Raw genomic sequence first — 20,342 nt, forward strand, 5'->3', positions numbered from 1 at the left:
CATGAGTCAGACATTCAGTCACATTACCGTGCTGCTTAATGAAGCGGTCAAGGAACTGGTCCAGGATCCGGACGGCTTTTATATCGATGGCACCTTTGGTCGAGGTGGTCACAGTGCGCTGGTGCTTGAGCAGTTGTCGGACAACGGCCATCTGATGGCGATCGACAAGGATCCGGAAGCGATTCGTCATGCGCATGTCCGTTTTGCGGACGAGCCCCGTTTCAGTATCGAGCACGGCTCCTTTGCCCAGTTGCAGTCGTTTGTTGAGCAGCGCGGGATGATGGGTAAGGTCAGTGGCGTACTGCTGGATCTGGGTGTCAGCTCTCCCCAGTTGGATGATCCCGAGCGCGGCTTCAGCTTCCTCAACGACGGTCCTCTGGATATGCGTATGGACACCACGTCCGGAGAGAGTGCTGCTGACTGGGTTAACCGAGCGTCTGAAACCGAAATTGCCGATGTGATTTACCAGTACGGTGAAGAGCGTTTCTCCCGCCGTATGGCCAGGGCTATCGTCGCCGAGCGTGAACAGGAACCGATCACGACCACGGCGCGTTTGGCCAAAATCATTTCCGAAGCCAACCCTCGCTGGGAAAAAGGCAAGCACCCGGCAACACGTGCTTTTCAGGGCATCCGCATTCATATCAACCGCGAACTGGCTGATGTTGAAGCTTGTCTGGATCAGGCGCTGGAGGTGCTGGCGCCGGGTGGTCGGCTGGTGGTGATCAGCTTCCACTCGCTGGAAGATCGAATTGTTAAGCGCTTCATCCGCCGTCATGTGAAAGGGGATGAGCATATTCCGCCGGGTGTGCCGGTCACGGATGCAATGCTGAAGCGGCGTTTGAAATCGGCCGGGAAGGCGATACGTGCGGGCAAGGATGAACTGAATCAGAACCCTCGTGCACGCAGTGCCGTCATGCGTGCGGCTATCAAGCTGGCATGAAACGTCCTCGGTTCGAGGTTAAGCGCCCCGACATTGGACAGTGGGCGCAGACGCTTAAGGGCAAGCTGCCGCAATGGCGAGTGGCGCCAAGGGAAAGGGCGCAGCCTGCACGGATGCTGAGTGGTAGCGAGCTGCTTGTTCCGGCGGCGACCACGCTGCTGCTGACGCTGATGGTGATGGGAAGTGCCATGGCGGTCATTTTCTCGGCCTATGAGTATCGCCGTCTGTTTAACCAGCATCAGGTGCTGGTACAGCAGTGGGATGAACTACAGGTCGAATGGGGACAGTACCTGCTGGAGCAGAGTGTATGGTCCGCGCATCATCGGGTTGAAGCCGTGGCCGCGGACAAGATGAACATGGTAGTACCTGCAACCGAAGCGATCGAGATCGTCCGCCATGAGCAGCGATAAAGCGAGTGACATTCAGAATCAAGCGGCGCGCGGCTGGCGCATCTGGCTGGTTGTGGTGTTGCTCGCCCTGATCGTGGCGGCCATTACCTCCAAGCTTTTCTCGCTTTACACCAACGATCAGGATTTTCTGCGCAGTCAGGGTGATGCGCGTTCTCTGCGTACCATGCTCATTCCTGCACACCGTGGGCTGATCAGTGATCGCAACGGCGAACCACTGGCCGTCAGCGCGCCGGTGGCAACCATCTGGGCCGACCCCCTGAAAACCGACCTCCAGCATGCGGGGCTGACTCGGCTGGCTCAGTTGCTGGGGAAGCGTCCGCATGACATCAAGGCAGAGCTGACGGCCAACCGTGAGCGCCGTTTTCTTTATCTGAAGCGTCAGGTGACTCCGGAACTGGCCGAGAAGGTCGAGGCACTGGGGGTTACCGGCATCCATGTCGATCGTGAATACAAGCGCTATTACCCGTCAGGCGAGGTGAGTACCCATCTGGTCGGTTTCACCAACGTTGATGGTGAAGGCCAGGAAGGGCTGGAGCTGGCCTATAACCACAGCCTGCGTGGCGAGCCAGGGCGCAAGCTGGTACTCAAGGATCGCGTGGGACGTACCGTCAAACATATTCGTTCACTACAGGATGCCGATCCCGGTAACGACCTGCAGCTGAGTATCGATTTGCGTGTCCAGTACATGGCTTACCGTGAGATGAAAGCGGCAGTGGAAGCGCACAGGGCGGATTCGGGTTCAGCTGTCGTGCTGGATGCCCACACGGGTGAAGTTCTGGCACTGGTCAATCAGCCGTCCTATAACCCCAATGACCGTTCAGGGCTGAATACGTCGGCGCTGCGCAACCGGGCGTTGACCGATCTGTTTGAACCCGGTTCGACCATCAAGCCATTTACCGTGGCCGCGGCCATGATGAGCGGCGACTATACCGGTGATTCAGTCATTGACACCTCACCCGGCTTTATCCGGGTTTCAGGTGCCAGCATCAAGGACCACCGCAATTATGGCGAGCTGGACCTGACCGGTATTATCACCAAGTCCAGTAACGTCGGGGTCACCAAGCTGGCACTGGAAATGGAACCGGATGCGGTACGCAATCTGCTGTTCAATGTGGGGCTGGGTAAGGACACCGGTACCGGTTTTCCCGGTGAGCGCACAGGTGTCCTGCCTTATCTGAATGAACGTCAGCGCGTGGAGCGGGCCACCATGTCCTACGGATATGGTCTGTCCACGACTCTGCTGCAGCTGGCCCAGGCCTATGTGCCCTTGGCCGCGGACGGGATTTTTAGACCGGTAACCTTGCTCAAGCAGACTCAGCCCACGGCCGGGACTCGAGTGATGCCGCCGGGTATTGCGCCTCAGGTGCTGGAAATGATGGAAACCGTCATCGGTCCAGCGGGTACAGGCAGGCGTGCGGCTGTTGAAGGTTACCGTGTAGGAGGCAAGACCGGCACCGTGCACAAGGCCAGTGGCGGTGGCTATGCCGATGACAAATATGTCTCCGTTTTTACAGGGGTTGTCCCGATCAGCAATCCGCGATTCGTGATTGCCGTCATGGTGGATAACCCCAAAGGGCAGGAATATTTCGGCGGTTTGGTGGCGGCGCCGATTTTTTCCCGAATTGCGGGCGGGGCGTTGAGGTTGCTTAACGTGCCGCCGGACAAATGGCCTGAACCCGCGTCTTCACAGGTGGCGATGCAATGAGTATCTATACACAGTCCCTGTTAACACTGCTGCCGCAGGCGTCTTCGACGCTCGCGGCTTTGCCCGTTGATAGGCCGGTAGTGGTGTCCGGGCTGACCCTGGACAGTCGTCAGGTAAAGCCGGGTGATCTGTTTTTCGCCCGCAGCGGCGTCTCCTGTCGCGGTGCTGATTTCATCGCGGACGCTCAGCAGAAAGGTGCGGTCGCGGTTGTGGTTGAAGAGGGTGAGCTGACGGGCGCTGAGCGTGCCCGGATCAAGGTGCCATTGCTGGAAGTACAGGGACTGGACGCGGTCGTCGGAGAGGTGGCCAGTCGTTTTTATGGCAACCCCAGTCAGCACCTGAAGGTGATCGGTGTTACCGGTACCAACGGCAAAACCTCGTGCAGCAATTATCTGGCACAGGCGCTGGAATTGCTGGGTCATCGAGCAGCGGTTATCGGCACGCTCGGTAACGGTTTTCTGCAAGACCTCAAGCCGGCAACCCATACCACGCCGGATGCGATTGCCCTGCAGGCCTTGCTGGCCGAACTGAAGCAGGCGGGCGCGGAATACGTGGTGATGGAGGTGTCCAGTCATGCGCTGGATCAGCAGCGCGTGGCCGGTATGCGCTTTGTCGCGGCCGGTTTTACAAACCTGACCCGCGATCATCTGGATTATCACGGTGATATGGCGGCCTATGGAGACGCCAAGGCCAAGCTCTTCGTGGATCATATGCCGGCCCTGCAGGCGATCAACCTGGATGATGTGTTCGGTCGAACGCTCTGGCAACAACTGCAGCCGGTACAGGCTCGGGTCGAGGGGTTCGGGTTGAGTGAGCCGGGGGCAGACGTCAGGGTCGAAGGGCTGGCGTTTGGTCCCGAAGGGGCAGAATTCGCGCTGCGGGTCGGTGATGAATGCGCAGCAGTTAAAACGTCACTGATGGGCAGCTTCAATGTCAGCAACCTGTTGCTCTGCGCCACTTTGTTGCAGTTGATGGAGTATCCACTGGCGCAGGTGGCTGATGTGCTGGGCAAGGTTCAGCCCGTGGCGGGGCGGATGCAGGCTCTTCCAGTCGTTGCACACGCGCCGTCGGTAGTGGTGGATTTTGCGCACACCCCTGACGCACTGGCCCAGGCGCTGCAGGCGCTGCGTTTGCATCGTCCCTCCGAGGGGAGGCTGATATGTGTGTTTGGGTGTGGCGGTGATCGCGATGCCGGTAAACGTCCGGAAATGGGGCGAATCGTCTCTGAACTGGCCGATCAACTGGTGGTTACCAGTGACAACCCTCGTTCAGAGTCCCCGGCTGCCATTATTGCCGACATTCTGGCAGGCGTGAGTCCAGAAGCCGCCGTTCATGTAGAGGCCGATAGAGCAGCGGCCATCCGTTGGGCGATTGATCAGGCTGCGGCCGAAGATCTGGTGCTGATTGCAGGCAAGGGGCATGAGCGCTGGCAGGAGATCAATGGAGTCAAGGAGCCTTTTGATGACTGTCAACAGGCTTGGCATGTATTGCAGGAAGGAGCTGATGTATGATGCGCGCCTTCGAGCTGAATGAGCTCCAGCAGGTGCTGGGTGCGCAGCAGCTGGGTGAAAACTGTACGTTGCAACGAGTCGTGACCGACAGCCGTCTTCTGGCGCCGGGCGATCTTTTTGTGGCGCTGAAGGGCCCGAATTTTGACGGGCACGATTTTGTCGGTGCTGCCGAGTTGAAGGGGGCTGCGGCGGTTGTGGTGGACCACAGGGTCGATACCCGACTGCCCCAGTTGGTTGTCACCGACACCTTAAAAGCGCTGGGACAGCTGGGCGGTTATAACCGCTCGCTGTTCCGCGCACCGGTTTTTGCCGTGACCGGCAGTGGTGGCAAGACCACCGTGAAAGAAATGCTGGCGGGGCTGCTGGCGACCAAGGGCGAAGTACTGGCGACCGAGGGAAATCTCAATAACGAGATCGGTGCACCGCTGACTTTGCTGCGTCTGACGCCCGAGCACAGATCGGCGGTCATCGAACTGGGCGCCAGTGCTCAGGGCGAGATCGCCAGAACGGTTTCTTGTACACAGCCGGACGTGGCGATCCTGAATAATGCCATGGGTGCTCATCTTGAAGGCTTTGGTGGTCTTGAAGGCGTGGTGCGGGCCAAAGGCGAGATTTTTGGTGGCTTGCGCGAAGGCGGTGTCGGAGTGGTTAATCTGGATTCGCCTCATGCATCGGTCTGGATTGAGCGGTTGCACCGACTCAAGCGCAGGGTCTTTACCTTTGGGGTGGAGAATGGTGCTGCGGATATCAGTGCCAGCCATCTGGAGATGAATGACGATGGCAGCTGGCGATTCGTGCTGGATGATGGCACCGATCAGCTACCGGTGAACCTGAAGATTCTGGGTCGACATAACGTTGCCAATGCAACTGCAGCAGCGGCTGCCTGGGTTGCTGCGGGGATGCCTTTGCCACAGATATCCGGCGTGCTGGACCGGTTTACGCCGGTGGCCGGTCGTTTGAGCCCACACCGTTTGAAGAGCGGCGCCCTGGTGATTGACGACAGTTATAACGCCAATGCGGATGCGATCAAGGCGGCAACCGATCTGCTGGCACAGTTGTCCGGCGAACGGATTCTCGTATTGGGTGATATGGCTGAACTGGGTGAGGAATCTCCTCGCCTGCATGCCGAAGTTGGGCATTATGCTGCCGAGCGTGGCATTGAGCGCCTGCTGGTGACCGGTCCCAAGATGCAGGCTGCGGCGGATGCCTACACCTCGCTGAAGGTGGGGGCTGAACATTTTATGGAACAGAAGACATTGATTGAGCGATTGAAAACACTGCTGGCACCCGAAACCATCATTCTGGTCAAGGGCTCGCGCAGCGCGCAGATGGACAGGGTCGTTGCTGGCCTGCTGGAAGGGGACCACTGATACCATGCTTTTGCTATTAGCCGACTTCCTGTCACAGTTTCATACCGGTTTCGGAGTGTTCCGCTACATTACCCTGCGCGGCATCATGGGTATTCTTACGGCCCTCGGTATCTCCCTGTTTCTCGGTCCCTGGCTTATACGCAGGCTGAAAGAGAAACAGATCGGTCAGGCTGTGCGTGACGATGGTCCCCAGTCTCATCTGAGCAAGGCGGGGACGCCGACGATGGGGGGCGCCCTGATCCTGCTGTCGATCGCCATCAGCACGTTGCTGTGGAGTGACCTGAGCAGCCGCTATGTCTGGGTGACGTTGATCGTGACACTGATCTTTGGGGCCGTCGGCTGGGTGGATGACTGGCGCAAGGTGGTCGAGAAGAATCCTCGCGGTTTGCCTGCGCGCTGGAAGTACTTCTGGCAATCCATCGGCGGTATCGGCGCGGCCGTGGTGCTGTACATGACGGCCCAGTCACCGGTCGAGACTCAGCTCATTGTACCGTTCTTCAAGGACGTGGCGCTCGACCTGGGGATCTTCTTTGTAGTCTTCACCTACTTCGTCATTGTCGGCAGCTCCAATGCGGTCAACCTGACCGATGGACTGGATGGCCTGGCGATCATGCCAACGGTAATGGTTGCGGGGGCACTGGCAGTGTTCGCCTACCTCAGTGGACATGTGCAGTTCGCCAACTATCTGCACATTCCTTATGTGGCGGGCTCCGGTGAGCTGATCATCTTCTGCGGTGCCATAGTAGGGGCCGGACTGGGCTTTCTCTGGTTCAACACCTACCCGGCACAGGTGTTCATGGGCGACGTTGGGGCGCTGTCTCTGGGGGCTGCTTTGGGCGTGATCGCCGTGATTGTGCGTCAGGAGCTGGTGCTGGTCATCATGGGCGGTGTGTTCGTGATGGAGACGATCTCGGTCATTCTGCAGGTGGCTTCGTTCAAACTGACCGGTCGCCGCATCTTCCGCATGGCGCCGATCCACCACCACTTCGAACTCAAGGGCTGGCCTGAGCCGCGTGTAATCGTGCGTTTCTGGATCATCACCGTCGTACTGGTGCTGATCGGTCTTGCCTCGTTGAAGATTCGGTAACAGGAGAGCAGTGTGAGTCTGATCACGACTGACAAACAGCGCATTATCATCGGTCTGGGCCAGACCGGACTCTCCTGTGCGCGCTATCTCCATCGCAAGGGAGTTCCCTTTGCGATCTGCGATACCCGTGAGGCTCCTGCTGCGGCAGACAGCTTCAGAGCAGAGTTTCCGGGCGTCGAACTGCGTCTGGGTGAGCTGGACGCTGACTGGATGAGTCAGGTGCAAGAGCTGGTGATCAGCCCCGGCATCGACAAGCGACATCCCGCGATTCAGGCTGCGACCAGCGCCGGTGCAGCTCTGATCGGAGATATCGATCTGTTCTGTCGTGAAGCGAAAGCCCCTATCGTTGCGATTACAGGCTCTAACGCCAAGAGTACCGTGACGACGTTGGTGGGCTTGATGGCACAGCAGGCCGGTTTGAACGTGGGCGTGGGGGGCAATATCGGCACCCCGGCACTGGATCTGCTGCTGGATCCGGCGGAGCTCTACGTGCTGGAGCTGTCCAGCTTCCAGCTCGAAACCACTCATGAACTGCGAGCGGCTGCGGCGACGGTGCTCAATGTGAGCCCTGATCATCTGGATCGCTACGCGGGCATGCAGGATTACACCCTCACCAAGCAGCGGATTTATCGTGGCGCTTCGGTGGTGGTGGCCAACCGTCAGGATGCACTGACCCAGCCGTTGCTGGCACAAGGCGTTGAGCTGCGCACCTTTGGTCTCAACGAGCCTGATCTGAAGCAGTACGGATTGCGCGAGCATGACGGTGAAACCTGGCTCGCCTGCGGTCTGGAAAATTTGTTGCCGGAGTCGGCTCTGAAAATCCGGGGCCGCCACAATCTGGCCAATGCTCTGGCCGCGCTGGCCCTGGCCGATGCCGTGTCGATTCCGCGCGAAGCAGCGCTGGCCGCACTGCAGGTGTTTCCCGGACTGGAACATCGCTGTCAGTGGATTGCCGAAGTGAACGGTGTCAGCTACTTCAACGATTCCAAGGGTACCAATGTGGGTGCCACACTGGCGGCTCTGGATGGGTTGGGGGCAACTCTTGATGAAGGGGCGCAGCTGATACTGATCGCAGGAGGCGTAGGCAAGGAACAGTCGTTTGCAGAGCTTGACGCTCCATTGCAGCGTTTCAGTCGCGACCTGATCCTGATCGGTCGTGATGCCAAGCTGATTGCCGCCGAAGTCTCGCCCAACCGGACGCATTTTGCTGACTCGATGCAGGCGGCTGTTGCCAAAGCTCATGAACTGGCCCGCGCCGGTGATATCGTGCTCCTTTCACCGGCCTGTGCCAGTTTTGACATGTTCACCGGTTATGCCGAACGTGGCCAATGCTTCGTTCAGGCAGTGGAGGCGCTGACGTGAAACTGGGCCTGAGGCTTCCAATACCGGCACTGCCGGCACGCATGCGAGTACCGGAGGGCATGGCCCCGATGGACCCGCTGTTGTTGTGCTGCGCGCTGGCATTGATGCTGACGGGACTGGTCATGATTACGTCGGCGTCGATGGATGTGGCCGCGCGTGATTTCGGGTCGCCCGCCCATTTCATCATCCGCCACGGCAGTTTCGTGTTGCTGGGGCTTGCATGCGCCACTGTTGCGGCCTTCATTCCGGTCCGCACCTGGGAAAAGTACAGTGTGCCGCTGCTGGTCTTTGGTCTGGTTTTGCTCATTCTGGTGTTGATTCCCGGCATTGGGCGTGAAGTGAATGGCTCCCGCCGCTGGATCGGGCTGGGGCCGGTTAACCTGCAGGCCTCCGAAATCGCCAAGGCCTGTATGGTCATCTTTGTCAGCGGCTATCTGGTCCGTCGTCTGGACGAAGTCCGCAGCAGCTGGTGGGGCGTGATCAAGCCGGCTCTGCCGATGGGGGTGTACGGTGCGCTGCTGCTGGCGGAACCTGACTATGGTGCCCTGGTGGTGATGGTGGGTACGGTCGCCGGGATCGTCTTTCTGGGTGGCATGCAGTTCGCTCAGTTGGTGGTTGTCGTGCTGGGCGGTGGTGGACTGATCGCCTTGCTGGCGTTTGCGCAGCCCTACCGAATGGAGCGTTTGAAAAGCTTTACCGACCCCTGGGCAGATCCCTTCGGTGCCGGGTATCAGCTGTCTCAGGCACAGATCGCCTTTGGGCGGGGTGACTGGTTTGGAACGGGGCTGGGCAACAGTGTGCAGAAGCTGTTTTATCTGCCCGAGGCTCATACCGACTTCGTCTATTCAGTGTTGGCCGAGGAACTCGGGCTTGTTGGTGCGCTGTTGATCATCGGGCTTTACGTCTTAATGGTGGCCCGGATCTTCCGAATTGGGCGTCAGGCAGAAAAACAGCAGCGTTTTTACATGGCTTACCTGACCTATGGGTTCGGTTTCATTATTGCGGGTCAGGCACTGATCAACATCGGTGTGAATGTCGGCGCACTGCCAACCAAGGGGCTGACACTGCCGCTGCTCAGTTACGGCGGCTCCAGTCTGCTGGTGTGCGCCACTATGATCGCCATCGTGCTGCGTGTCGATTACGAATTGAAATGTCAGCGGTTGAATCTTCAGCCGCGAGAGCTGCCCTGGTTACGGCGGTTACTGAGACTTGAGGAGAAAACGGAATGAGCACCCGGGCACGCAAAGTGCTGATCATGGCAGGCGGCACCGGTGGGCATGTGTTCCCGGCGCTGGCAACAGCCGAGAAGCTGCAGCAGCAGGGTGTCGAGGTCGAATGGCTGGGCAGCCGCACCGGAATCGAAAACGAGATCGTTCCGGCTGCTGGCATCCCGCTGCACCGAATTTCCGTCACCGGACTGCGTGGCAAGGGGCGGTTAAGCTTGTTGCTGGCACCCTTCCGCCTGGCCAATGCATTGGGGCAGGCGTTGGCCGTGCTGCGTCGGGTGCGCCCGGATGCAGTGCTTGGCATGGGTGGTTTCGCTTCTGGCCCCGGTGGTCTGGCGGCCTGGCTGCTGCGCACCCCGCTGGTGGTGCACGAGCAGAATGCCATTCCCGGTATGACCAACAAGACGCTGGCGCGTTTTGCCGCGCGTGTTCTTCAGGCATTTCCACAGGCCTTTGCCGGCCGCAAGGGGGTGGAAACCACCGGCAACCCGGTGCGTGGTCCCATTCTTGATCTGGATGCTCCGGAGCAGAGAATGGCGGGCCGCGAAGGGGCGCTGCGGTTGCTGGTGGTTGGCGGCAGCCTGGGCGCGCTGGCAATCAATCAGGTTCTGCCTCAGGCATTGGCCAAGTTGCCGCCTGAGCAGCGCCCACAGGTATGGCATCAGACCGGCAAGCGCCATTTGGACGTTACGCAGCAGGCTTATGCCGAGGCTGGGGTAGAAGCCAGTGTGGTTCCCTTTATTGACCGTATGGACAAGGCCTACGGTTGGGCCGATCTGGTGTTGTGCCGCGCTGGAGCACTGACGGTGAGTGAAATTGAAATTGCCGGTCTGGCTGCGGTTTTTGTGCCCTTTCCCCATGCGGTCGATGACCATCAGACAGCCAATGCTCAGCACTTGCAGCAGGCCGGTGCTGCTCAGGTCATTCAGCAGGCCGATCTGGATGCTGACCGTTTGGCGCAGCTGCTGACGGAACTGAGTGAACGTAACAGATTATTGGATATGGCCCGGCGTGCCCGACAGCAGGCGCGCCCCGATGCCAGTGACAGGGTGGCAGCGGTCTGCCTGGAGGTAATGCAGTGAAAGCGGTAAACCGCAGTGTAAAAGTGTATGAAGTGCCTGAAATGCGTCGTATCCGTCGGATTCACTTCGTCGGTATCGGTGGCGTTGGCATGTGCGGTATTGCCGAAGTACTACTGAATCAGGGCTACGAAATCAGTGGTTCCGATATCCGCCCGTCGGCGACCACTGAACGTCTGCAGGCGCTGGGAGCCGAGATCTTCATCGGTCACGCGCAAAGCAATGTCAGTCGTGCTGATGTGGTTGTCACCTCAACGGCGGTCAAGGCGGATAATCCTGAAGTTTTGGCAGCACGCGAATTGCGTATCCCGATTGTGCGCCGTGCCGAGATGCTGGCTGAACTGATGCGTTACCGTCACGGTATTGCGGTGGCGGGTACCCATGGCAAGACCACGACGACCAGTCTGATGGCATCCATCATGGCGGAGGCGGGACTGGATCCGACCTTCGTAATTGGCGGTCGTTTGAACAGTGCCGGTACCAATGCGCAGCTGGGTGGCAGCCGTTATCTGGTCGCGGAGGCAGACGAGAGCGATGCTTCATTCCTGCATCTGCAGCCGATGGTATCGATTGTGACCAACATCGACGCCGATCATATGGACACCTACGGTGGTGACTTCGGCAAGCTGAAGCAGACATTTGTCAACTTCCTGCATAACCTCCCGTTCTATGGGCTGGCGGTGCTCTGCACAGAAGATCCTGTGGTGCGCGAGATTCTGCCGGAAGTCAGCCGTCCCGTGCTGACCTATGGCTTTCATGAGGAAGCAGACTACCGTGCCGTCGATATTCGTCAGCAGGGGATGAGAACCTGCTTTACGGTCATGCGTCCTGGCAACCTGCCGCCGCTTGATGTTTGTGTCAATATGCCGGGCCGTCACAATGTGCTGAATGCGTTGGCCTGCATTGTGGTTGCACTTGATGAAGGCATCGATGAAGGCGCTATTGTACGTGCACTGGATCGTTTTGAGGGCGTGGGCCGCCGCTTCCAGGTGCTGGGCGAGTTGCCGGTGGCCGGGGGCGAAGTGACCCTCGTGGACGACTACGGTCATCATCCGACCGAGGTGCAAGCGGTTATCAAGGCGATCCGTGAAGGCTGGCCTGAGCGACGTCTGGTGATGATTCACCAGCCGCACCGATATACCCGTACCCGCGACCTCTATGAAGACTTCGTCAAGGTGCTGTCTGAGGTTGACCTGTTGTTGCTGATGGAAGTCTATCCGGCGGGTGAAGAGCCGATACCGGGAGCCGATTCGCGCAGTCTTTGTCGCAGTATCCGCCAGCGTGGTGTGGAGCCCGTGTTTGTGGAAGGCCCGGAAGGGGTAGCGGATATTCTGCGCAATGTACTGCAGCCCGGAGACCTGCTGCTGACTCAGGGAGCCGGCAATATCACCAGCCTGGCACACCAGTTGATCAATGAATCCCTGGTGGCAAAAGCCAAGGGGACAGATAAATGAGTGATCTGATGCAATCAAGAGACGTGGCAGCATTCGGGCGCGTGGCCGTGATCATGGGGGGGACCTCTGCCGAGCGCGAGATCTCGCTGCGCAGTGGTCATGAAGTACTGAAGGGGCTTCAGGCTGCGGGTGTTGATGCCTTCGGTATTGATCTGGGCAATGCCGGTGCCAACCCGGTGGCTCAGCTGCTGGACAGCCAGTTTGATCGTGCATTCCTGATTCTGCACGGTCGCGGTGGCGAGGACGGCACCATTCAGGGACTGCTGGAAATGATGGGCAAACCCTATACCGGCAGTGGTGTCGCCGCTTCGGCGCTGGGCATGGACAAGCTGCGCTGTAAGCAGCTGTGGCAGGGTGCCGGCTTGCCAACCCCCGCTTTTGCCGTACTGGATGCCAATACGGATCTGGGCATGGTTGAGGCTCAGCTGGGGTACCCGATGATGGTCAAACCCGCGCACGAAGGCTCCAGCATCGGCATGAGCAAGGTGCGCAGTCGTGCAGAGCTGGAAAGCGCATATGCGGCCGCCAGCGAGTATGACAGCTGTGTCATTGCCGAGCAGTGGGTAAATGGTCCCGAGTTCACCATTGCACTGCTCAACGGACAGGCGCTGCCGGTGATTCGACTGGAAACGCCGCATGATTTTTACGATTTCGATGCCAAGTACGCCGCTGCGGATACGCATTACCACTTTGATACCCGACTGACAGAAGCGCAGACGGAAACGTTGCAGCAGCTGGCGTTGCAGGCTTTCAATGTGGCTGGCTGCCGTGGCTGGGGACGTATCGACGCGATGATGGATGCTGACGGGCATTTTCAGTTGCTGGAAGTCAACACGGCGCCCGGCATGACTGATCACAGTCTGGTGCCTATGGCCGCGCGAGAAGCCGGCATCAGCTTCGAGCAGCTGGTGGTCGAAATTCTGAGCATTGCTGAGGCGTAATCATGACCGGTACAGAGACTCAGGATGCAACCGGACAGGGCCTTGACCGCCACTGGCGTGCCGTTGTCATCCTGACTCTGTTGGTCGTGTTTTTGGGTGTCGGCAGTTCGGTGTTGCGAGAGTTATGGAGCTGGCTGAACCAGCCGGTCGCCGAGGTGCGTGTGGGGGGAGCAACCCGTCACCTGGACAAGACACTGCTGGCGCAGACGCTGGCGGCCGGACTGGATCGACCGCTGTTGCAGTTGGACTTGAAAGTACTGCAGGAACGGCTGGTACAGGATCCCTGGGTGCACAACGCGAGTGTACGTCGACAGTGGCCACCGGCGGTTGAGGTGGTGCTGGAGGAAGAGGTTCCCGTTGCGCGCTGGGGTGATAAAGGGCTGCTCAATCATCAGGGCGATATTTTCTGGCCCGAGCTCAAGCCCGAGTATGCGGCGCTGCCAAAACTGACGGGGCCTGCGCATGAAACGGTCAGGATCATGCAGCAGTACCACGATTTGAATCGCATGTTCTCGGCGGCCGGATTGCGCCTGACGGGATTGATGCTGGAGTCGCGCGGTGCGTGGACGCTGGAACTGGATAACGGCATTCGCGTGATTGCAGGTCGTGAAGAACTGGTGCCGAGGCTGAAAAGGTTTATTCGTATCTATCAACAGAGCCTGGCGAGTCGGGCAGGGCAGATAGAACAGGTTGATATTCGCTATACCAATGGCGTGGCCGTGAGTTGGCGCGCAGGAGCAGGTAATAACAATGCAGGTTAAGGGTGACATGGCAGGCAACATGATCGTTGCACTCGATATCGGCACCTCGAAAGTGGTCTGCCTGGTCGGTGAAGTGACGCCCCAGGGCACGATCGAGATTGTCGGAGTGGGGTCACACCCCTCGCGAGGTCTCAAACGTGGTGTCGTGGTCAATATCGAATCCACGGTGAGCTCGATTCAGCGGGCGGTGGAAGAGGCCGAACTGATGGCAGGCTGCAAGGTACACGGTGTGACCGTGGGCATCGCAGGCAGCCATATCAGCAGCCTGAATTCCCATGGCATTGTGGCAGTACGTGATCGTGAAGTGTCCGACTACGACCTCGAGCGTGTGATTGATGCGGCTCGTGCGGTGGCGATTCCGGCCGATCAGAAAATCCTGCACATCCTGCCACAGGAGTACCTGATCGATAATCAGGAGGGGATCAAGGAACCGCTGGGTATGTCCGGGGTCCGTCTTGAGGCCAAGGTGCACCTGGTAACCGGTGCGACCAATGCTATCCAGAATATCGAGAAATGTATTCGTCGCTGCGGCCTTGAAGTGGATGCGGTCGTCCTGGAGCAGCTGGCATCCAGCTATTCCGTGCTGACTGAGGACGAGAAGGACCTGGGGGTCTGCATTGTCGATATTGGTGGTGGTACCACGGATATTGCCGTCTTTACCGGTGGCTCCATTCGCCATACAGCCGTGATCCCGATCGCGGGTGATCAGGTGACCAATGATATTGCCATGGCATTGCGTACTCCGACTCAGCATGCAGAGCAGATCAAGATCAAGTATGCCTGTGCGCTGGCTCAGCTGGCGCAGGCGGACGAGATGATCAAGGTCCCGAGCGTAGGCGATCGTCCGGCTCGGGATTTGTCGCGTCAGGCGCTCGCGGAAGTCGTTGAGCCGCGCTACGAAGAACTGTTCACTCTGGTGCAGGCTGAACTGCGTCGGAGTGGTTTTGAGGACCTGGTGGCAGCCGGGATCGTGTTGACCGGCGGGACCTCCAAGATGGAAGGGGCTGTCGAGCTGGCGGAAGAAATCTTCCATATGCCGGTACGACTGGCCAAGCCGCAAGGCATCCGTGGAATGGAAGCGCAGTTGAGTAACCCGATCTATGCCACCAGTATCGGTTTGCTGCATTACGCTCGTCAGGATCATGAGGTCCCGATGGCGCCGATCGCGGCAGAATCGTCACCGACACAGGAGCTGGTACCGATTCTGGAGCGGGAGCCACGTCCGGGGCTGGGGGATTACCTGAAGCGGTTCAAGACCTGGTTGCAGGGCAACTTTTAAGCATTCAATTTTTAGTTAGTCGCCGGAGATGCCGGAAGGTAGTGAGAGGCGTCCGGAGAGGAGGAAAAGATGTTTGAACTGGTAGAAAGCGTAACGCAGAGCGCACTGATCAAGGTGATTGGTGTGGGGGGCGGCGGCGGTAACGCCGTGCAATACATGGTCGATACCGAGGTCGAGGGGGTTGAGTTCATCTGTGCCAACACCGATGCTCAGGCGCTCAGCCGCAACGCCGCCCGTACGGCACTGCATATCGGCGGTGAGCTGACCAAGGGCCTGGGCGCGGGCGCGAACCCGGAGATCGGCCGACAGGCGGCTCTGGAGGATCGTGACAGGCTCGCAGAGACCCTGTCCGGTGCTGACATGGTGTTTATCACCGCCGGCATGGGCGGTGGTACCGGCACTGGTGCTGCGCCCATCGTAGCGGAAGTGGCTCGTGAACTGGGCATTCTGACGGTTGCGGTCGTGACCCGTCCGTTCCCGTTCGAAGGCCGCAAGCGCATGAAAATTGCGGAAGCCGGCATCGCCGAGCTGCGTGATGCAGTGGACTCGCTGATTATCATCCCCAACGAGAAGCTGATGCAGGTGCTGGGCAAAAACTGCAGTCTGGTCAACGCTTTCAGCGCCGCCAACGATGTTCTGAAAGGTGCGGTGCAGGGCATTGCCGATCTGATTACCCGTCCGGGCATGATCAACGTTGACTTCGCTGACGTGCGCACCGTTATGTCTGAGATGGGCATGGCGATGATGGGGACAGCCGTTGCCCGTGGTGACAACCGTGCTGAAGAGGCTGCAGAAGCCGCCATTCGCAGCCCGCTGCTGGAAGATATCGACCTGCGCGGTGCCAGCGGTATTCTGGTCAACATCGCCGCCGGTGAAGACCTGAGCCTGGGTGAGTTCACTGAGGTGGGTAACATCGTCGAGCAGTATGCCGATGAAGACGCAACCATCGTGGTGGGCACCGTCATCGACCCGTCACTGGGTGATGAGCTGAAAGTCACCGTTGTTGCGACCGGGCTGGATCGTGCCCGTGAGCCGGAAATGACAGTCGTTCACGGGAACAGCGCCAACAGCCGCAAGCCTGATGGCTCATTGAACCTGGACGAAATTGAGCTGCCAACCATTCTGCGCCGTCAGCGCGAAGAGGCACTTGTGGATAAGCCCAAACAGGATGCCACAGCTGAGAAGTCCCATAAGGACGACTACGGAAGCCTGGACATCCCGACCTTCCTGCGTCGTCAGGCTGACTGAAAAATAGTCAGCCTGACGGGCCTGTGCCAATTGTATAAAGGGTGTCGGGTTTGTTAAAATTTCAAGATATTTTTGTAAATTCAGGTTGGCATAGCGGATGATCAAACAGCGCACACTCAAAAACAGCATCAAGGCCACTGGCGTCGGTCTTCACACTGGTCAGAAGGTGTACCTGACGCTGAAGCCGGCACCGGTCCATACCGGTATCGTATTCCGCCGAGTGGACCTGGATCCTGTTTTCGAGATTGAGGCCCGCGCTGACAATGTTGCAGATACCACGCTGTCGACCAATCTGGCGCGTGATGGTGTACGTGTTGCCACGGTTGAGCACCTGCTTTCCGCACTGGCGGGCTTGGGTATTGATAATGCCTATGTAGAGCTGAGCGCCGAAGAAGTGCCGATCATGGACGGCAGTGCGGCACCTTTCGTCTTTCTGATCCAGTCTGCAGGTATCGAAGAGCAGAGCGCGCCGAAGGAATTCATCCGGATCAAGCAGGAAGTCACCGTAAGCCATGAAGGCAAAACGGCAACCTTCAAGCCGTTCAATGGCTTCAAGGTGGGCTTCTGCATCGAGTTCGACCATCCGGCTTTTGCCAACCGTAACATGGAAGCAGTGCTGGACTTCTCCAGTACTTCCTTCGTGAAAGAAGTCAGCCGCGCTCGCACCTTCGGTTTCATGCGTGATATCGAATATCTGCGTTCGCAGAATCTGGTACTCGGTGGCAGCTTCGAAAACGCGATCGTCGTAGACGACTTCAAGATTCTCAACGAAGACGGCCTGCGCTACGAAGACGAGTTCGTTAAGCACAAGGTGCTGGACGCGATCGGTGATCTCTACTTGCTGGGCAAGAGCCTGATTGGTGAATTCTACGGTCACAAGTCCGGTCACTATCTGAACAACATGCTGCTGCGCAAGCTGCTGGCAACCGAGGGAGCCTGGGAAACCGTGACCTTCGAGGATCAGGCAAACCCTGTGCCTATCTCCTACCACCGTCCTGTCGCGGCGGGTTGAACCTTACCTCAAAAGCCGGCTTTCAAATGCCGGCTTTTGTGTTTTTGGGCTTCCTGTCTGGCCGCTAATAAGACAGATCAAAATTCCGCGCCATTGACATTCAATTATCCGCCCCAATACAGGTAGAATGTCGTATCCATTTTTCTGGCAAAGATTGCTGCGGTGCAGGAGCAGGTCTTTGCATTCAACCGGTTAAAAGTCGAATTATGCTGTCACTGTTCAAGAAGATACTGGGAAGTAAAAACGATCGTGAGCTGAAGCGACTGGGCAAGGTCGTCAAGCAGATCAACGATCTGGAAGCGAGTTTCGAGGCACTCTCAGATGCCGATCTCAAGGGACAGACGGTTGCTTTCCGTGAACGGCTTGAGCAGGGCGAGGCGCTGGACAAACTGCTGCCCGAAGCCTTTGCGGCGGTCCGTGAAGCTTCCAAACGCGTCATGGGAATGCGCCATTTCGATGTTCAGCTGATCGGTGGCATGGTGCTGCATGACGGCAAGGTTGCCGAGATGAAGACCGGTGAGGGTAAAACTCTTGTCGCTACCCTGGCCGTATACCTCAACGCACTGCCGGGTAAGGGCGTTCATGTTGTGACCGTGAACGACTATCTGGCACAGCGTGACGCCAGCTGGATGCGTCCGCTCTATGAATCACTCGGGCTGACGGTCGGTGTTGTTTTCTCGGGTCAGGATTCTGAGTCCAAGCGTGCAGCCTATGCGGCCGACATCACCTACGGTACCAACAACGAGTTCGGTTTCGACTACCTGCGCGACAACATGGCGTTCAGCATCAACGACAAGGTGCAGCGCGATTTCCATTTTGCCGTGGTCGATGAGGTGGACTCCATCCTGATCGACGAGGCGCGTACGCCGTTGATCATCTCCGGACCTGCCGAAGACAGCTCCGCGACCTATCACAAGATCAATCAGCTGATTCCTGAGCTGAAACAGTTCCATGGTGAGATCGATCCCAAGGACACGACTCAGGTTATCGATGAGCACTTCGTTGTCGACGAAAAGAACCGTACCGTAGAGCTGACTGAATCCGGCCATCAGCTGGTCGAGGATCTGCTGATCGAACACGCCATGCTGCAGGAAGGTGAGAGCCTTTATGCACCTCAGAACCTGAACCTGTTGCACCACGTGCTGGCGGGCCTGCGTGCTCACTACCTGTTCCAGCGTGACAAGGACTACATCATTCAGAACGGCCAGATCGTTATCGTTGACGAGCATACTGGCCGTATCATGCCGGGGCGCCGCTGGTCAGAAGGTCTGCACCAGGCGGTGGAAGCGAAGGAAGGTGTACAGATCCAGATGGAAAGCCAGACCCTGGCTTCCACGACTTTCCAGAACTACTTCCGCCTGTACGAAAAGCTGTCCGGTATGACCGGTACTGCCGACACAGAAGCGTACGAACTGCGCCAGATCTACGGTCTGGACGTGGTGGTGATTCCGACCAACCGTCCTGTACAGCGTAAGGACTACAACGACATCGTTTTCCTCACCATGGAGGAGAAATACCAGGCGATCGTCAAAGAGATTCGTTATTGCCGTGAGCATAACCGTCCGGTGCTGGTCGGTACGGCGTCAGTGGAATCTTCGGAGCTGCTGTCAGCACTGTTGAACAAGGAAAAGATTCCGCACAACACGCTGAACGCCAAGAACCACGGTCGTGAGGCTGACATCATTGCTGAAGCCGGACGTCCTGGCGCAGTCACCATCGCAACCAACATGGCCGGTCGTGGTACCGACATCATGCTGGGTGGCAAGCTCGAAGCGGAAATTGCTGCACTGGGCGAAGATGTGAATGATGCTCAGGTTGACGAGGCGCGTGAAGAGTGGCGCAAGCGTCACGAGCAGGTACTGGAAGCCGGTGGTTTGCATATTATCGGTACCGAACGACATGAGTCCCGTCGTATCGACAACCAGCTTCGAGGCCGTGCCGGTCGTCAGGGTGACCCGGGCTCGTCCCGTTTCTTCCTGTCGCTGGAAGATGACCTGATGCGCATTTTCGCCTCCGAGCGCGTCCGTTCATTCATGCAGGCTCTGGGCATGGAGAAGGGCGAAGCGATCGAGCACAAGATGGTGACCAACGCCATCGAGAAAGCCCAGCGCAAGGTAGAAGGCCGCAACTTCGACATTCGTAAGGCGCTGCTTGAGTACGATGACGTGGCGAACGACCAGCGTAGCGTGATCTATGATCAGCGTAACGAAGTGATGGCGTCCGACGATATCTCTGAAACCATCGAGTCGGTTCGTGACGAAGTGATCGACAACACGATCAGTGAGCATGTGCCGCCACAGAGCCTGGAAGAGATGTGGGATATCCCTGGTCTTGAAAAGGCGCTAGAAACCGAATTTGCGCTCAAGCTGCCGATACAGCAGTGGCTGGATGAAGATGACTCTCTGCACGAAGAAACGCTGCGCGAGAAGATTCGCAGTGAAATTCTGGTGGCCTATCAGGCGAAGGAAGAGGCTGTAGGTGCTCAGACGTTGCGCATGTTCGAGAAGCAGGTAATGCTGCAGGTACTGGACACGCTGTGGAAAGAACACCTGCAGACCATGGACCTGCTGCGTCAGGGTATCCACTTGCGGGGTTATGCGCAGAAAAACCCGAAACAGGAATATAAGCGTGAAGCCTTTGCCCTGTTCCAGGATCTGCTGGAAAATATCAAGCGTGACGTGGTACGTATTCTGAGCCACGTTCAGGTACGTCAGCCTGAAGAAGTGGAGCGGATGGAAGAAGAGCGCCGCGCTCAGGCCGAACGTCAAAAAATGAATTTCGAGCATGCCCAGAGCAGTGGCATGGGAGAACAGCAGGACGCACCCGACGCTGCTGATCAGGGTGATAATGCCGAGCCCTTCAAGCGTGAAACGCCAAAAGTAGGGCGCAACGAGCCCTGCCCGTGTGGCTCCGGCAAGAAGTACAAGCAGTGTCACGGTAAACTCAGTTAATCATTA

Annotated in this window: 16 protein-coding genes; all 16 read left to right on the plus strand. The window is 58.1% G+C overall.

Annotated elements, in window-relative coordinates:
- The first annotated feature begins 1 nt into the window (after nt 1).
- Complete coding sequence (gene rsmH / locus LN244_RS05205) at nt 2–940, plus strand: 16S rRNA (cytosine(1402)-N(4))-methyltransferase RsmH (RefSeq protein ID WP_239041788.1); 939 nt, start codon at nt 2–4, stop codon at nt 938–940.
- A complete protein-coding gene (gene ftsL / locus LN244_RS05210; protein WP_239041789.1) occupies nt 937–1,350 on the plus strand; it encodes a cell division protein FtsL in 414 nt (137 codons plus the stop codon). Before rsmH ends, ftsL begins: the two co-directional genes overlap by 4 nt.
- Nucleotides 1,337–3,055, plus strand: a complete 1,719-nt coding sequence (locus tag LN244_RS05215) for a peptidoglycan D,D-transpeptidase FtsI family protein (protein ID WP_239041790.1) — start codon at nt 1,337–1,339, stop codon at nt 3,053–3,055. The genes ftsL and LN244_RS05215 overlap by 14 nt, the downstream gene beginning before the upstream one ends.
- Entirely contained in the window at nt 3,052–4,566 is a 1,515-nt protein-coding gene (locus tag LN244_RS05220; RefSeq protein WP_239041791.1) for a UDP-N-acetylmuramoyl-L-alanyl-D-glutamate--2,6-diaminopimelate ligase, read from the plus strand. Before LN244_RS05215 ends, LN244_RS05220 begins: the two co-directional genes overlap by 4 nt.
- Nucleotides 4,563–5,936 carry a UDP-N-acetylmuramoyl-tripeptide--D-alanyl-D-alanine ligase gene (locus tag LN244_RS05225; protein ID WP_239041792.1) on the plus strand — a complete coding sequence of 458 codons (1,374 nt, stop codon included), beginning with the start codon at nt 4,563–4,565 and terminating at the stop codon, nt 5,934–5,936. The genes LN244_RS05220 and LN244_RS05225 overlap by 4 nt, the downstream gene beginning before the upstream one ends.
- Before the next feature lie 4 nt (nt 5,937–5,940).
- Nucleotides 5,941–7,023 (plus strand): phospho-N-acetylmuramoyl-pentapeptide-transferase, encoded by a 1,083-nt coding sequence (gene mraY, locus LN244_RS05230; RefSeq protein ID WP_239041793.1) that lies wholly within the window; start codon nt 5,941–5,943, stop codon nt 7,021–7,023.
- A gap of 12 nt (nt 7,024–7,035) precedes the next feature.
- Nucleotides 7,036–8,385, plus strand: a complete 1,350-nt coding sequence (gene murD, locus LN244_RS05235; protein WP_239041794.1) for a UDP-N-acetylmuramoyl-L-alanine--D-glutamate ligase — start codon at nt 7,036–7,038, stop codon at nt 8,383–8,385.
- Complete coding sequence (gene ftsW / locus LN244_RS05240; protein WP_338037885.1) at nt 8,382–9,614, plus strand: putative lipid II flippase FtsW; 1,233 nt, start codon at nt 8,382–8,384, stop codon at nt 9,612–9,614. The genes murD and ftsW overlap by 4 nt, the downstream gene beginning before the upstream one ends.
- On the plus strand, nt 9,611–10,693 hold the full coding sequence (gene murG / locus LN244_RS05245) for an undecaprenyldiphospho-muramoylpentapeptide beta-N-acetylglucosaminyltransferase (protein ID WP_239041795.1): 1,083 nt from the start codon (nt 9,611–9,613) through the stop codon (nt 10,691–10,693). Before ftsW ends, murG begins: the two co-directional genes overlap by 4 nt.
- Nucleotides 10,694–10,734: 41 nt before the next feature.
- Complete coding sequence (murC, locus tag LN244_RS05250; RefSeq protein WP_239042368.1) at nt 10,735–12,144, plus strand: UDP-N-acetylmuramate--L-alanine ligase; 1,410 nt, start codon at nt 10,735–10,737, stop codon at nt 12,142–12,144.
- The gene (locus LN244_RS05255) at nt 12,141–13,085 is read left to right on the plus strand and encodes a D-alanine--D-alanine ligase (RefSeq protein WP_239041796.1); all 945 of its coding nucleotides are present in this window, start codon (nt 12,141–12,143) and stop codon (nt 13,083–13,085) included. The genes murC and LN244_RS05255 overlap by 4 nt, the downstream gene beginning before the upstream one ends.
- A gap of 2 nt (nt 13,086–13,087) precedes the next feature.
- The gene (locus tag LN244_RS05260; RefSeq protein WP_239041797.1) at nt 13,088–13,846 is read left to right on the plus strand and encodes a cell division protein FtsQ/DivIB; all 759 of its coding nucleotides are present in this window, start codon (nt 13,088–13,090) and stop codon (nt 13,844–13,846) included.
- Nucleotides 13,836–15,125, plus strand: coding sequence for a cell division protein FtsA (gene ftsA, locus LN244_RS05265; protein WP_239041798.1), 1,290 nt, complete (start codon nt 13,836–13,838; stop codon nt 15,123–15,125). Before LN244_RS05260 ends, ftsA begins: the two co-directional genes overlap by 11 nt.
- 69 nt (nt 15,126–15,194) lie before the next feature.
- Nucleotides 15,195–16,373, plus strand: coding sequence for a cell division protein FtsZ (gene ftsZ / locus LN244_RS05270; protein ID WP_239041799.1), 1,179 nt, complete (start codon nt 15,195–15,197; stop codon nt 16,371–16,373).
- A 97-nt stretch (nt 16,374–16,470) separates the two neighbouring features.
- The gene (lpxC, locus tag LN244_RS05275; protein WP_239041800.1) at nt 16,471–17,385 is read left to right on the plus strand and encodes a UDP-3-O-acyl-N-acetylglucosamine deacetylase; all 915 of its coding nucleotides are present in this window, start codon (nt 16,471–16,473) and stop codon (nt 17,383–17,385) included.
- 206 nt (nt 17,386–17,591) lie between these two features.
- Nucleotides 17,592–20,336: a preprotein translocase subunit SecA gene (secA, locus tag LN244_RS05280; protein WP_239041801.1), complete on the plus strand. Its 2,745-nt coding sequence runs from the start codon at nt 17,592–17,594 to the stop codon at nt 20,334–20,336.
- The last annotated feature ends 6 nt before the right edge of the window (nt 20,337–20,342 follow it).

It is taken from the genome of Marinobacterium sediminicola (assembly GCF_022343685.1).
In the GTDB taxonomy this organism is placed as follows: Bacteria; Pseudomonadota; Gammaproteobacteria; order Pseudomonadales; family Balneatricaceae; genus Marinobacterium; species Marinobacterium sediminicola.

Excerpts from the sequence above, each read along its gene's own strand:
- rsmH (WP_239041788.1), top strand. The coding sequence starts at position 2 with ATGAGTCAGACATTCAGTCACATTACCGTGCTGCTTAATGAAGCGGTC.
- LN244_RS05215 (WP_239041790.1), top strand. The coding sequence starts at position 1,337 with ATGAGCAGCGATAAAGCGAGTGACATTCAGAATCAAGCGGCGCGCGGC.
- mraY (WP_239041793.1), top strand. The coding sequence starts at position 5,941 with ATGCTTTTGCTATTAGCCGACTTCCTGTCACAGTTTCATACCGGTTTC.
- LN244_RS05225 (WP_239041792.1), top strand. The coding sequence starts at position 4,563 with ATGATGCGCGCCTTCGAGCTGAATGAGCTCCAGCAGGTGCTGGGTGCG.
- lpxC (WP_239041800.1), top strand. The coding sequence starts at position 16,471 with ATGATCAAACAGCGCACACTCAAAAACAGCATCAAGGCCACTGGCGTC.
- LN244_RS05260 (WP_239041797.1), top strand. The coding sequence starts at position 13,088 with ATGACCGGTACAGAGACTCAGGATGCAACCGGACAGGGCCTTGACCGC.
- ftsA (WP_239041798.1), top strand. The coding sequence starts at position 13,836 with ATGCAGGTTAAGGGTGACATGGCAGGCAACATGATCGTTGCACTCGAT.
- ftsZ (WP_239041799.1), top strand. The coding sequence starts at position 15,195 with ATGTTTGAACTGGTAGAAAGCGTAACGCAGAGCGCACTGATCAAGGTG.
- ftsL (WP_239041789.1), top strand. The coding sequence starts at position 937 with ATGAAACGTCCTCGGTTCGAGGTTAAGCGCCCCGACATTGGACAGTGG.
- murC (WP_239042368.1), top strand. The coding sequence starts at position 10,735 with ATGCGTCGTATCCGTCGGATTCACTTCGTCGGTATCGGTGGCGTTGGC.
- LN244_RS05255 (WP_239041796.1), top strand. The coding sequence starts at position 12,141 with ATGAGTGATCTGATGCAATCAAGAGACGTGGCAGCATTCGGGCGCGTG.
- secA (WP_239041801.1), top strand. The coding sequence starts at position 17,592 with ATGCTGTCACTGTTCAAGAAGATACTGGGAAGTAAAAACGATCGTGAG.
- murG (WP_239041795.1), top strand. The coding sequence starts at position 9,611 with ATGAGCACCCGGGCACGCAAAGTGCTGATCATGGCAGGCGGCACCGGT.
- LN244_RS05220 (WP_239041791.1), top strand. The coding sequence starts at position 3,052 with ATGAGTATCTATACACAGTCCCTGTTAACACTGCTGCCGCAGGCGTCT.